Source organism: Novosphingobium jiangmenense, assembly GCF_015694345.1.
In the GTDB taxonomy this organism is placed as follows: Bacteria; Pseudomonadota; Alphaproteobacteria; order Sphingomonadales; family Sphingomonadaceae; genus Novosphingobium; species Novosphingobium jiangmenense.
The window spans coordinates 1-13,554 of record NZ_JADQDC010000024.1 but is presented as its reverse complement, the minus strand read 5'-3'; the positions used below and the strand labels follow the sequence as shown (position 1 = coordinate 13,554).

The window sequence follows — 13,554 nt, the reverse complement described above, 5'->3', positions numbered from 1 at the left end:
TGCGCAAGCAGAAGCTCGTTCTTCTCAGCTTCGCTCAGCACATGAAGCGGGGGTGGGGCCATCCCAAGGGTGAATCAAACTCCGAGTCACCGCGCAACCATTTTCTGCCAACCTCGTGAGCAGTTACCCAGTTGGAGCCGTACGTTCGGTCCGCTAACCTCGCCTGATGCCAAGACCACGCAAACCCGCCAGCCCATTTCGCTATTTCAACTCGTCACCAGAGATCATCCGGCTTGCGGTGATGATGTACGTGCGCTTCCCGTTGTCGCTGCGCAATGTGGAAGACCTGCTCTTCGAGCGCGGGATCGATATCTGCCACGAAACAGTGCGGCTGTGGTGGAACCGTTTCGGACCAATGTTTGCGGCCGACATCCGGCGGCAGCGGGTGAACCGCATGCGGGGCTTCCGGCATTGGCATTGGCATCTCGACGAGATGTACGTGAAGCTGAATGGCGAGATGGTCTATCTCTGGCGTGCGGTAGACCAGGAAGGCGAGGTTCTAGAAAGCTTCGTCACCCGCACGCGGGACAAGGCAGCCGCCCTCACCTTCATGCGCAAGGCCCTGAAGCGCCACGGTCGCCTGAGCGCATCACGACTGACGGGCGCCGCCATGACCGAGCTCGGCTGTGAGGACAAAAAGGAGATAGGGCGGTGGGCGAACAACCGGGTGGAGAACAGCCACCTGCCCTTCCGACGACGAGAGCGTGCCATGCTCCGCTTCAGGCAGATGAAGGCGCTACAGAAGTTCGCCTCGGTCCACGCTTCTCTCCACAACCACTTTTATGAGGAACGCCACCTCGTCGATCGACAGACCTTCAAGAAGCGATGCTCGGCTGCTCTTGCCGAGTGGCAGTCCCTCGCATCCTGAGGTCCGGCTGCCTCAGGTGCCTCTTTGTCAGCAGAGAACGTTTCGCTTTAGACTGACAGCTCCCTTGAGCTCTTTCCAGCCAAGGAGGAGCGATGCATCGGCAGGCAGGCGCGCTTCGAGGCGGCCGTCCTTCGGTTCCAGCGGCAGATTGCGGCCGTCCGACGTGGTCAATCGTGCTTCGATGCCTTGGACTGCGCTTTGGTCCTCCATCACGAGGACGAGGCGAGCTTCGGTTCCTGCAGGTCCGTCGATCCGCATGCTGATGGTCGTCGCATCGATCTTGTGAACGGCGCGGACGAAGACGTCGCACCAGATCAGGAAGGGCACGCCTTCGATCCGGCGGAAGCTGCGCGTGGTATAGATCAGCGCCGATCCGCTGCCGTAAATCTCCTGCCCGACCTGTCCTGCGGGCTGGCTGTCGGGGTAGAGGTCTTCGAGCGGGAAGTTGAGGTGGCGCAGGATATAGCCGTTGCGGATGTGCTCCTTTGCCACGCCTTCCTCGGGCAAGGCATCGGGGTAGTAGAACCATGCCCGGTCGAGCGCGTGGCGGCAGTATTCCGAAAGCAGCAGGCGCACCGACGGGATCAGGTCGGGGCCGCCATAATCGAGATAGCGCTCAAAGGCGGAATAGCTGTCGAAGCATTCGTAGGCGGCCATGTAGGGCGCGTCCTGCAAGCAGGTAACCCCAAGGAAATTGCGCCAATGCTGCGCCAGGCCGATGTCGCTGTTCCAGATCTGCGCGTTGTGGAAAAAGCTGGCGAGGTAGACATAGCTCTGCTTGAGGAACTCCTTCCTGTCAGTGATGCGCCACAGCCGCACGCAGGCCGCTGCACCCCAGGCAGTAAGATTCGCCTGATAGTTGAGGTCGAAGCGCATGCCCTTGGCCGCTTCGATCGCGGCGATGGCCTCGTCGAGAAAGCGACGCTCGAGCGTCAGCTCGAACGCCTGCAGCATGACCCAGGCATAGATGCCGCCGACGTCGGTCTGGCCGCGTTGATCGGCCTCGGCCACCTCCTGGATGACCGAGAAATCGCGCATGTCATAGAGGATCGGCCACTTGTATCTGAAGTGATGCGCAGCCTTGATGCCGTAGTCGATGGTGTCGAGGAAAAGGTTCCGGGCCTGCTCGTTGCCCGCGATCGCAAGGTTCGCAAGGTTTAGCATGGGATGGTAGAGATACCAGCTGTCGACTGCATTGGCGTTCTTGTCCTTGCCGACGTTGGGCAAGTAGCGCCGCAGCGTTTTCAACTCCTTGTCATGGAACCCCTCGATCCCGGCCATGATCTCGCGCACCAGGGGATGCTTCAAACCCTTCCACCGCCCCCAGTCGTCCAAAGCTGAAGCGATGGCTAACTGGACCATCACATCGGGATATTCGCTGGCGGTGTAGGGATGGAAATAGGTGTGGCCAAAGTGCTCGATCCGGGCTTCTGGCGCGTGCATCAGGTCCTGCACCGTGGCTTCGGCGCGCGAAGGCCAGTGGCGGAAGTCGGCTTTGGGCGGTGAAAGCCAGGGGTAGATGCCGCCGATCATGTCGAGGAACTGCCATGCGGAGTCTGCTTCACCGCTTTGCGGGTAGGCACGGACGGCAAGGATCGTGTCGTAAAGCATGATCGCCTTGCCCGCTGGCAAGTCCGCGTAGCCGGTCTCCGGGTTAAGCGGCGGCGAATAGCCCATTTCGGGCAGATCGGCCTGCACGGCATTTTCCGGCTTCGATCCGGTGGCATTGAAGTAGGAGTTCAGTGCGGAAAGATTCTGCAGGTACAAAACCTTGCCAAAGTCCCGCGAGCACAGCGTGAAGTAAAGCAGCCCGGTGTTGAGCTTCCGCTGCTGTGCCTCGACCGTGACGCCAGAGGGATCGGGCTGGCCGTCGATATCGAACGCCACAATGTCTCGCGGCAGCTTACCGATCCGCAATGGAGCTGTCGGCGTGAAGCAATACTGCGCCCGAAACTGTTCAAGCCCAAAGGCATCGGCTGTCACGCGCAGGGTGGCATGCCCGGCAGGCCCGCGCCATTCCACCGATGCCATTGCTCCGTCTGTCGGAAGAACCCGTGCCACGGCGTCACTTCCGAAGACGGGAAAGCGCAAGGCGAGACTGCCGCTGCCTTCCCGGGACAGGATTACCCAGACCGCGTCGGAAGTGAACTTGACCTCGACCGAGAGGTCGCCGTGCTCAGACCTTGTCAGCGGACGCGCGCCATCGTGCGACATGACCTTTTCGGCCACGACCAATTCCGGAGTCAGAAGGGAAGTGCCGTCATCTCGCGCCATTGTGGTTGTCCCCTTGCTGGTTGTGTCGGTTCAACGTTGCGGGGACGGCGATGTTTCCCTTTTGGACAGGTCAATCTATTGGAACGATTTGCAAAAGCGATGAACCGAACACCCAACTGATCCTGCGTTAATGCGCGGAAACAGGCGCGACCCGAAGCCATTCGCCCGAAATGGACAAAGACCTTGCACGATCGCTGAAGGGACTCCGCGTCCTCATCACCGGCGGCACCACGGGTATCGGCCGGGCGGCATTTCTCGCACTCGCGCGGGAAGGTGCGCAGCTTTTCACGATCGGGCGTGAAGCGGAACCATTGACGGAGACCTTGCAACTCGCCGGTCTCGACGAAGGCGCCGGCATGAATGCCGATGTCGCGTGTCGTAACGATGTCGAGCGGGTATTCGCCGCAGCCGATGCACGCCTCGGAGAAATCGATGCGCTCATATCCTGCGCCGCTCTCGGTGCGCAGCCCCTGCACGAGATGGCAGATGAAGACTGGCGTTATGTCGTGGAGACCAACCTCGTCGGCACGCTAGCCTATGCGAGGGGGGCGCTCGACCGGATGCTGCCGCGCCAGAAGGGCCATCTGGTGCTGGTCAGCTCGATCAGTCCGGACATCAAGGCGCGCGGAGAAAGTGTCTATTCAGCCACCAAAGCCGGTATCAACGCCTTTGCCATGACCCTGCGCAAAGAGATTGGCCACAAGAGCATTCGCGTGACGGTCATCGAACCGGGTTCGGTTGGCACCGATATGCAGGAAGGTTCGGCAGAGGAGCAGCGCACGGCGATTGAGCGGGGCGAAATGCTGTTCGCCGAAGAGGTCGCCGAGGGGATCCTTTTTGCGCTGACGCGATCACCACGCTGCGACGTGTCGTTGCTGCGCATGGAGCCAATCCGGCAGAAAACGGCCTGACGGCCTGACGGCCTCAGCGGTCGGTGCCGCGGTCTGCATGCCGGCGCGCAAAACGCCGCCTGACCCGCACTTCCCTGATGATGCTTCCGGGAATTTCGGTCAGCGCACGAAAGCCCGTGACGGTCGAGAAAGCGTGGACGGAGGAGCGGGCCTGAACCAGAACGTGGCGCACCATGTCACGCCGGGCAATGTCTCCTGCTTCGCGGATCGGGCCAAGCCGGTGCAACGCATATTCGCGGCATCCGTCAATCCGGTGGGTGAACTCTACGACAAATGCGAGCTGTTTCGCACACCGCGCGGTTTTGGGCCGCGACACCTTACGGCATTGGGGGACGGAATGGTGGTCAACGGAGAACTCTCCAGTGGTCTGGTGGCGCTCTGCAAAAACGACGCAGCCTTTATGCCATTGGGCTCCTTACGAACTGACCCGTCAAACAAGCCTGACAATCTCGACGGACATCTTCTGGTCGAAGACGAACTGATTTGGACAAGCAATCGCGGAGCTGACACCTTGGTGGCATTCCGAATGGTTCATGGCCGGCTGCACCAAGTCAGATGCTTTGCCAGCGGAGGCCAGTCGCCACGCCATTTCGCCAAAGTCAACAAGCACCTCGTGGTCGCCCATGAAAAGAATGGGTTGGTTGCCTCAATCGACCCACGCGAAGGTAAAGTTGTTTCCGGTGTCGCGGTGCCGGGAGCCGCTTTCATAATGAGCACATGAGATTTGCTCGCGGCGACGACTTGGCCGGATCTTCGCGAGAACCTGAATATCTCGAGTGCAATTCGGCATTCTTCCGAAGGCTGTTCTGGCCACAGGAGAATCGTCATGGGACATTCTGAACGCTGTTCGCTACCTCGGGGTTGACGTGGATGACCCAATCACCCTGTCAGGGCGAACGACGGATTAGACATCGCGCCTTGGGCCTGTGGGGGACGAGGTAGTTCGCTGCTGCGCGGCCCAAGGCCGTGTTTCACCAACAGCTGCCAATGGCGTGTGGAGCGGCTACATACGCATCGCCACTTTGCGGCCAGTTGTGCGGTTCGGCCCGGCGCCATGATCATGGCAGTAGCAAGCGCCTTAAACATCGGAGTTCCCTTGTGAAACTCTAGGGTCAGGACCTATTACTCACGCCTTCGAGGTTTGAGGCAAAATGGCCCAGTGCAAGGCGGATGGGCGCCGGAATAGTGGTTCTATTTCCAGCCCATCCAACGTAGCGATGGGCCATTTTGGTCAAATCCCGAAGGGACGCCGGAATGGCTTCCATCTCGAACGGAAATCCGCTTGGAAAGGCAACCAGCCTTTCCGGCGCGCATTTCCGCCCGATATGTTCGCCATTCCGGCGCCTCGAAGGCGTGAGTAATAGGTCCTGACCCTAGTGTCTCGCGAGGTGAATCATGGCGCTGATGGCGCCTCATTCTTGTCGGCCATGATTTTGGACACGACAATGCGATAGCTCGCTATAGCAGCAGCCCGATTCAGGCCTTCTGCCATGAAGGTCAGTGTCACGTGCTCTTGGTTTTGCCCATCATCAGAGAGTCTGTTATCGACGAGAAGGTTGATCTGAGCGCCGCTCTTGATCGCCAAGTCGACCATAGACTTCGCGACATGGTCAAGAAATCGGTCGTTTGCGAGACCGGCCGAAGCGGATGAGGCGCAGGGCGCGGGATGCTTCGAACCTCTTCCCCGGCGTAAGTCACTGGCGTAGAGATTGATCGAAAAGCCATGTGCTTTGGCTATCTCATCAATGCGCCGCCTCGTCTCAGCCCTCACGCCGGGCTTGCCGGCCAGCGAGCGCGAGACCGTAGAGGGGGTGACGCCAGCCAACCTCGCGATGTCGGCGATTGTCCTGACATCATGCGGTTGAGGGTCTTCGATCATTGCCTCACCAAAGTCGCGGGTCACAATGCGCGGAAGCGGATGGCCTGACCGCCACCAGAGGCCAGAGAAAGCGTGAGAACACTTCTGGCGGTGACGATCTTTCGCTGCATAAGGATGCGCTCAGGGGCTGTACGCCAATCCGCTCCCGGCCCATCGGCATAGATCTGCGCTTCGTAGCGCTTGCCCGGCTCGAGGAAGTCCAGCGGGACCGACAGGTTGCGGGCAGTGTCGTTGGTCAGGGCGCCAAGGAACCAGTCTTTTCCGGATCGCGCTTGCCTGGCCGTGACCACGTACTCGCCGATTTGCCCCGCCAAAGTCCGGCTTTGCTCCCAGTCGGTGGGCACATCGCAGATGAACTGGAATGCGGGATTGCCCTCGTAGTTTTCCGGCAGGTCCACCGCCATCTGCACAGGCGAGTAGATCACCACGAAGAGGGCAAGCTGCTGTGCCAGCGTCGAGGGTACACGATTGATTGGGCGCTTGTCCCTATAATCGAAGTTGAAGACGCCGGGAGTGTATTCGAAGGGACCTGACAGCATTCGCGTGAACGGAACGATAGCGAGGTGGTCGGGTGAATTGCCGGTGTCCGGACTGCCGCCATTGTACTCCTGCCCGCGCGCACCTTCGCGGCTCATCAGATTGGGCCAGGTACGGCGCAGGCCAGTGTCCTTGACCGGCTCGTGCGGGAAAACCGCGATGTGGTGCTTTGCCGCTGCCTCGACGACCTTCTGGAAATTCTCGACCGCATACTGCCCGTCGGGCCATTCGACCATGTCGTGACGCGTACCGACATAGCCAAGCTTGATCGCCTTTATTCCGTACCGATCGTAGTAATCGAGCGCTGGTTCGAGTTGGCGCAGGTAGTCCTGCACCTGGGCTCCCGTCTCGTGATGACCGACGATTTCCACGCCTCGTGCCTTGGCGTGAGCGGCGACCGCGTCCATGTCAAAGTCCGCTGCAGCCTCGTTCTGGATGAAGCGTGAGTGCCCATTCAGCCACCATTGCGGCGCATCCCAGCCCTTGTTCCACCCTTCGAACAGCACGCCCGGAATGCCATGCGTGGCTGCCCAGTCGATGTATTGCAGTGCGCGTGCGGTGGTCGCGCCATGGTCAGGGCCGGATCCCCATGTGTACTTGCCGATATGCATGCCCCAGAATATGCCGATGTACTTCATCGGCTTGGCCCAGGATGCATCACCCAGCCGGTTCGGCTCGTTGAGGTTGAGGATCAGGGTAGAGTCGGCAAGCTTCGCGGCGCTGTCTGCCACAAGCACGGCGCGCCACGGCGTGACCAGACCGCCATGGCCGCGGACGAGGTCGCCGTTCGACCATGGCGACAGATCGGCCTTGAGGATCTTTGTGTTGTCCGCAACCAGCCGCAGGTTCATCGACGCGTAATCGACCAGCGCGGCCTCATGCACCGCCATGACGACGCCATCGCCTTCGAGGGTGAGAGGCGTCTGCACCGCGGGCAAGGCGGACAGTGCCGAGCGCGAATACTCGTACTCGGAGAACTTCTCGCGATAGGCTGGAATCCACCAGGCCCGGTAGTTTTGCGCGAACGCGAACTGGGTTGCCTCGTCGTTGATGACAAAGCGGTCTGATGTTTCGCCAGGGAGGACGTAACGGAAGCCGAACCCGTCGTCGAAGACACGAAACTCGATGCGCAAGCTGCGTCCGTCCGGCGCCTTGACGGTCGCGACCAGGCCGTTGCTCTGGTCCCTTACAACGCGGCGCTCGCCCCATGGTTGCTCCCAGGAAGCATCGGTCGACGTCCGTCTGGTGTCGGACAGCATCAGGCCTGAAACCAGCGGCTCCCGGTCCTTGAAGCGGAAACCCAGAAGGGACCGATCAATGATCGGCTTGCCCTTGAAGCTGGCACGATAGACAGCCTCGCCCTTGTCGACGGCGAAGTCCACTTCCAGCCGCCCATCGGGCGAGCGCACCTCAAGCCATTCCTGCGCGTGCACCGCAGGCGCTGAAAAGAATGCCGTGGCAGCAAGCGCTGCCACGGCGAGGTGGGAGGTGAATTGACGGATGAAAGTCAGGAGTACCATCGTCGTCAGAACTGGAAGGTCACGCCTGCGCGCACCCGGCGACCGAAGATCGGGCGGCCCTGGAACGCGGTCTCGTTGACGCCATTGATGACGCCTGCACGCGGATTGCCTTCGGTCAGGCCGACCGTGTCGAACAGGTTGGTCACGATGACTTCGGCAGAGAGGTTGTCGGCAATGTTCCAGCGACCACCAAGGCTGACCTCGGTGAAGGCGGGCAGATCGATCCGGTTGGAAACGTCGGCAAAGCGCTTACCGGTGTGCATGATGCTGCTGTAGATATCGACCTTGCCGTCGAGCAGGTGAAGGACGGGGCGGATCGAGAACGTCATTGCCGGCTGGCGCACGATGCGGTTTCCGCTGAAGTCGAACGGACCGTTGCCGTCGACGCCGCTGAACCCGGTGTACTTGATCGACTGCAGGTTGCCCGAGAAGTTGACCTCGAACATCTCGACCGGCCGCAGCGCCAGTTCGAGTTCGACACCGTATGAACGTGCAGCGGCAGTTGCCGTCTGCGGAGCGCCTGCAACGATGTTGTTGAACGAGATGTTCGGGAAGTTGTTGTAGAACACCGTCACAAAGGCCGAGACCGGGCGCGAGGAGTACTTGAGGCCTGCTTCGACCAGATCGATGCGGTCTTCCACCGGATTGCAGCAGTTGAACCACTGCGAGAATTCCGGCGTGACGCGGAAGCTGCGGCTGTAGCGGGCAAAGGCGGCGAGGTCGGGATTGAACGTGTAGTTCAGGCCCGCCGAAAAGGCCCATTCGCCGGTCTTGAACTTGTACGGCGTGATCGCACCGCTGAGTACCGTGACGGCATCATCAAGCACCGTGTTCGGATCGCCCAGATTGACGGTCTTGCTCTGGGCGATCGTGCCCTTCTTGCTGACGTGGTGGTAGCGTGCGCCGAAGTCGAGGCGCAGAGCCGGGCTGATATCGAAGGAGTCCGTCAGATAAAGCGCGTTGACCGTCACATCGTCGCGGAAGTCCTGCAGGTTGCTGTGCAGGCCGACGATGCCGTTGCGGGTAAGGCCGATGGTCTTGTTGCCAGCAGCATCAAGGCCGAACACGTCAATCGAGCGGGGCTGGTTGGCAGCCTCGGTCAGCACGTTGTTCCAGTTCCACTGCTGGCGCTGCGTGAACTGGCTGTGATAGTATCCAACGGTCAGCGTGTTGCTGCCCGTCTTGGCCGTGAAGCTGAGGTCGCCGACGAGATTGTCGACATCGACATAGGTCGAGAAGATGTTCTGGACCAGCGCCAGGCCATTGGCGATGTTCGCCGTGGGGATCGCGGCCCCGGTGTTTGCATTGAAATAGCCTGCGCGAACGGTGGCGGGATTTGCGGCTTGCAGACGGCTCAGCGAGCTGTCGAGGAACGCCTGCGCGCCAGCGACCTGATCGCTGAACAGCGCGTTGAAGTCGACCACGCCGCCGGTGTAGCGCCCCTTGGCGCTGACGCTCAGCCAGTCGTTGAACTTGTTGTCCAAGGTGACGGTGAAGGTGTCGGTGTTGGTGTGAACACCGTTGCCAAGGTCGATCGAACTCGTTCCCGTGCCATAGAGGTCGGGCACGGCAATACTGCGGAACGCCGGGGACACCACCGTACCATCGCCTGCATCGAGACCGGGCAGGCCCTTGCTCTTGCTGGCGAGCGGAATGCCGGTGTAGAAGATGTTGCGATCGTTGAGCTTGCGATAGCCGACGTAGATTTCGCCATCGTCGAGCAGATAGGTAAGGCCGGCGCGGAACTGGCCGCCGCGGTTCCCGGTGAAGCCCGGATCGCGCATGCCGTTGTTCGAGCGATAGAAGCCGCCGACGTTGAAGCGCAGCTTGTCGTTGATCGGGCCGGTCAGGCTGAAGTCGCCGCGATAGTGATCGTAATCGCCCCACTCCAGCTTGACGAGGCCCTGGAGGTCGGCCGTGCCCTTCTTGGTGATGACGTTGAGCACGCCGCCCGGTGCGTTCGATGCGGTAATCGAAGCAGAACCGCCACGCACGATCTGGGCGCTCTGGATGGTCTGGTCAACGCGGTAGAAGATGTCTGCGTTGGTGAAGGCGCCGGCGCCTTCTTCCCACACAGGGAGGCCGTCTTCGAGGACGGGCACGTAGCGGAAGTTGTCGTTGGGAAGCCCGCGCGAATAGACGTTGTTGCCGATTTCGCCGCCCGACGATTCCGCAAAGATCCCCGGAGCCGTGGCATAGACTTCCGAAATGCTGACGGGCGCGCGCTGCTGAAGGTCGGCCGAAGAAAGCGTGGTGATCGCGTAAGACGTTTCCATCTTCTTGCGGCCCGAGCTGGCGCCGGTGACGATGATCTCGGCAAGGCCGAGGTTGTCGTCAGCCGCAGTAGCTTCGTCCGTGGCCGCAGGCTGTGCAGTCTGGGCGTGGGCAGGTGCGGCCACCGCAACGAGTGCGACAGTGGAGAGCGCGGCGATACGCGTCGAAACCTTCATGACATCCCCCTTGAAAAGGTGCTTGCAGACGACTCATTGGTGGCCGTCTGGCCGACGCCCTTTTCCCGCAAAACAACAATCGATTGCAATGGATTTGTGCAATAATCTCCAAAGTTGCAGTCCGTCCAACCGCTCTATGGATGATAATGCACTGTTTTAGAGCGGTTTAATTGCTATCGCGCGAAGCCGTATGGCTGGAAGTTGCATAACTTTTTCGATTCTTGGCGCGAAGGATTGCAGTCACGCGCCACAGGATCCACGAATGATCAGTTCTGTTGGCAATCGCTCGGATACGGCGCGGTGGCCGTCCATCATGCGCAGCACTTTGGACACCAGCATGTTGCCTGCCTTGATCACGTCTTGCCGCACGGTGCTCAACTGCGGGCTGGAGAACGAGGCAACGTCGATATCGTCATAGCCGATTAGCGCGACGTCTTCGGGCACGCGCAGGCCATGCCGCTTGAGCGCCTGCAAAGCGCCGAGCGCAACAATGTCCGAGGCAGCAACGATCGAATCGAAAGCTACCCCGCGCTCGACGAGATTGTCGACGGCATCAGCACCTTCATAGCGGCTCGAGAACGGGGTCTGGACGATTGCAGGATCAAAAGGAATGCCTTCAGCAGTCAATGCAGCCTTGTAGCCCTCGAGCCTCTGGGCGATCTGCGACAGGGCCGTCCGCGCCTCGGCGATCGGCGGCATGGATCCGAAGAAAGCAATGCGCTTCCGACCGGTCCGGATGAGGTGGCGCGTTGCGCGGAAGCCACCGTCATAGTTGTCGGTGCCCACCGAACAGTAGCGCTGCCCTTCGGTTTCCACGCCCCATACCACGATCGGGCGATTGGCCGCCCCGAAACGATTGAGCGCATCATGAAACTGCGACTGCCCGAAGAAGATGAACCCGCGATAGTGTGAGGTGTCGATGAACTCGCTCAAAGTCCGATCATCATGCGGCGTTTGCCAACTGATCGAGAAGTCGCGACGCCTTTCTCTTAGCGCAGCGCCGATGCCGCCGAGCAGCGACAACTCGAACGGATTGCCGAGTTGTCCGCCATGCCCGGTGGCAACAGGCAGGACGACGCAGACCTGTTCTGGCAGGTTCCCCTTGCCGGACTTGCCCTTGGGCCCCCGCTTGGGCGCCGAGTAGCCCAGCCGCGCCGCCGTCTCGACCACCAGTTCGCGTGTCTGCTCGCTGATTGCAGTGTTCCCCGCAATCGCCCGCGAAACCGTTGCGGTGGAGAGTCCGAGCTCCTCGGCAATGTGTCTCAGCGTGAACTTGCGTCCGGGGCCATCTTCCATGCAACTCTCCCTGGCGTAGCCTGTGGAGATGAAGTTGCGCAAATTATTGCACAGTTTGCAAACCTAATTTGCAGCGCGCCTTGCCCCGGTCGCCGTGATAACGGCAGCGAGGAAGCAGAAGATCCCTGCTATGAGCAACGTGCCTGACGGGTTGCCCGAGAGAAAGATCCGGACCAGTGCCCCTATGCCCAAGCCCATGACCAGCTGCGGCACGACAATGAACACGTTCATCAGGCCGATCGCGCCGCCTGCCTCTCCCTGCCGGGCGATACGGCTCGCCATGACGAAGGGCGCGCTGAGCATCGAGGCATAGGCGATGCCGATCAGGCCAGCGCAGACCAGCAGCAGCAAGGGCGTTCCCGCCAGCGCCGCACCTGCAAAGCCGACAGAACCGGCCAGAAGGGCAGCGGCATGAACGCGAGACACGCCGAACTTCTCGAAGAGGCGGGGCAAGATGAAGGCGAAGAGGCCCGCCACGCCATTGTATGTCGCAAACATGACACCGACCCAGTCCGCGCCGTCGCCATAACGCGGATCTTCTACCGAGATCGCAGCGAAAGCGCCTTGGGCCACGACCGGCGTTGCGTAGACCCACAGCAGATAGAGCGCAGCCCAGGCAAAAAACTGCATGGCCGCGATCCGCCGATAGGCAAGAAGATTGACCAGCCAGTCTGCCGAAGTCCGTCCGGCCTCGCGCTCGTCCACCTGTTGATCCGTCAAACGGATGCCGAAGCGCGCGTAGTCTTCCTTCGAGTATTCACGCACCTTGAGGACCGTGCCGACAACCGAGATCGCCAGGCAAGTCGCCGCGGCAAGGAACGCCAGGCGCACCGAGACCGGCGTCGAACCTTCGGCAACGACATTGGGCATTCCAGCAATACTGAGGGCATTGGGCACCATAGCACCAAGGAATGCACCAACACCGATGAACACGGTTTGCATGGCAAAGCCCCTGCCATGCTGCTGCTCGGGCAAAGTGTCGCCGACCAGCGCTCGGTAGGGTGCATTGAGGGCGTTCATCGAGATTTCGAGCAGCCAGATCATTGCGATTGCCCAGACAAGGCTCGGCGCGAACGCGATCCCTGTGAGCGCAGCAGTCGCGATGGCTCCCGAACCGAGCATCCATGGCCGACGGCGCCCGAACCGCGTCCAGGTCCTGTCACTTAGGCGGCCGATCACCGGTTGAACCAGCAGCCCTGACACTGGCCCTGCAAGCCACAGCAATGCCAGGTCTTCGATGCCGGCCCCAAAGCCCTGATAAACGCGGCTGAGGCTGGCGCTCTCGATGCCGAACGTGATCTGCAGACCAAGATAGCCGGCACTCAGACCCACAATGCGGCCCTGCGTGACTGGCGGCAATTCACCGTTCATTGTTCAGATCCCGGCCATCCCTCGGGGCTATGGTCGCGCGAACAGCAGTGTGTCGGCAATACCGGTGTCAACGAAAGTCACAGCTTTCGACACGCGGTCCTCGAACTTCCGGTGGCTGCAGACGGACCCGGGAGTCCAGCTCGAACTGGACAGGGCGGCCGGTCTTCCTGGCGCAAGGCCTCGGTCATGAGGCGAACATTGCCAAGGGGTGCGGTAGCGGGTGAAGATCTCGCGTGACGGCCGGGTGTGCCAAGCTGCAACAAGCGTATATTCGCTGCAGCGGACACAGGCCATGTACGAGGCGTTGGAATCGGAAAGCCCCGCATCAGTGCTGCCCCAATCAGTGCTGGAGCGCCTTGACGATGTCTTCGACCATCTTCTTGGCGTCGGCCAGCAGCATCATCGTCTGGTCCATGTAGAACACGTCGTTGTCGACTCCGGCATAGCC

At 60.9% G+C, this 13,554-nt stretch carries 10 protein-coding genes; 3 read left to right on the top strand and 7 right to left on the bottom strand.

What is annotated here, in order from left to right; genetic code table 11:
* Window positions 1-166: 166 nt before the first annotated feature.
* The gene (locus I2488_RS19295; RefSeq protein WP_196277422.1) at window positions 167-868 is read left to right on the top strand and encodes an IS6 family transposase; all 702 of its coding nucleotides are present in this window, start codon (window positions 167-169) and stop codon (window positions 866-868) included.
* A 27-nt stretch (window positions 869-895) separates the two neighbouring features.
* On the opposite strand, the gene I2488_RS19290 is transcribed toward I2488_RS19295, so the two are convergent.
* Window positions 896-3,097 (bottom strand): hypothetical protein, encoded by a 2,202-nt coding sequence (locus I2488_RS19290; protein WP_196277421.1) that lies wholly within the window; start codon window positions 3,095-3,097, stop codon window positions 896-898.
* 215 nt (window positions 3,098-3,312) lie between these two features.
* Here I2488_RS19290 and I2488_RS19285 point away from each other — a divergent pair, with 215 nt between their 5' ends.
* Both I2488_RS19285 and I2488_RS19280 read left to right on the top strand, forming a co-directional pair.
* The gene (locus I2488_RS19285; protein WP_196277420.1) at window positions 3,313-4,053 is read left to right on the top strand and encodes an SDR family oxidoreductase; all 741 of its coding nucleotides are present in this window, start codon (window positions 3,313-3,315) and stop codon (window positions 4,051-4,053) included.
* A 37-nt stretch (window positions 4,054-4,090) separates the two neighbouring features.
* Complete coding sequence (locus I2488_RS19280; RefSeq protein ID WP_196277419.1) at window positions 4,091-4,774, top strand: beta-propeller fold lactonase family protein; 684 nt, start codon at window positions 4,091-4,093, stop codon at window positions 4,772-4,774.
* A gap of 672 nt (window positions 4,775-5,446) precedes the next feature.
* On the opposite strand, the gene I2488_RS19275 is transcribed toward I2488_RS19280, so the two are convergent.
* From I2488_RS19275 to I2488_RS19250, 6 genes are all read right to left on the bottom strand, one after another.
* Complete coding sequence (locus I2488_RS19275; protein ID WP_196277418.1) at window positions 5,447-5,932, bottom strand: LacI family DNA-binding transcriptional regulator; 486 nt, start codon at window positions 5,930-5,932, stop codon at window positions 5,447-5,449.
* Between the two features lie 20 nt (window positions 5,933-5,952).
* A complete protein-coding gene (locus I2488_RS19270) occupies window positions 5,953-7,989 on the bottom strand; it encodes a glycoside hydrolase family 97 protein (RefSeq protein WP_196277417.1) in 2,037 nt (678 codons plus the stop codon).
* A gap of 5 nt (window positions 7,990-7,994) precedes the next feature.
* Entirely contained in the window at window positions 7,995-10,439 is a 2,445-nt protein-coding gene (locus tag I2488_RS19265) for a TonB-dependent receptor (protein ID WP_196277416.1), read from the bottom strand.
* A 240-nt stretch (window positions 10,440-10,679) separates the two neighbouring features.
* Window positions 10,680-11,735, bottom strand: a complete 1,056-nt coding sequence (locus tag I2488_RS19260) for a LacI family DNA-binding transcriptional regulator (RefSeq protein ID WP_196277415.1) — start codon at window positions 11,733-11,735, stop codon at window positions 10,680-10,682.
* A 63-nt stretch (window positions 11,736-11,798) separates the two neighbouring features.
* On the bottom strand, window positions 11,799-13,106 hold the full coding sequence (locus I2488_RS19255) for an MFS transporter (RefSeq protein WP_196277414.1): 1,308 nt from the start codon (window positions 13,104-13,106) through the stop codon (window positions 11,799-11,801).
* 340 nt (window positions 13,107-13,446) lie between these two features.
* On the bottom strand, window positions 13,447-13,554 hold a 108-nt coding region (locus I2488_RS19250; protein WP_196277413.1), incomplete at its 5' end, for an NAD(P)(+) transhydrogenase (Re/Si-specific) subunit beta.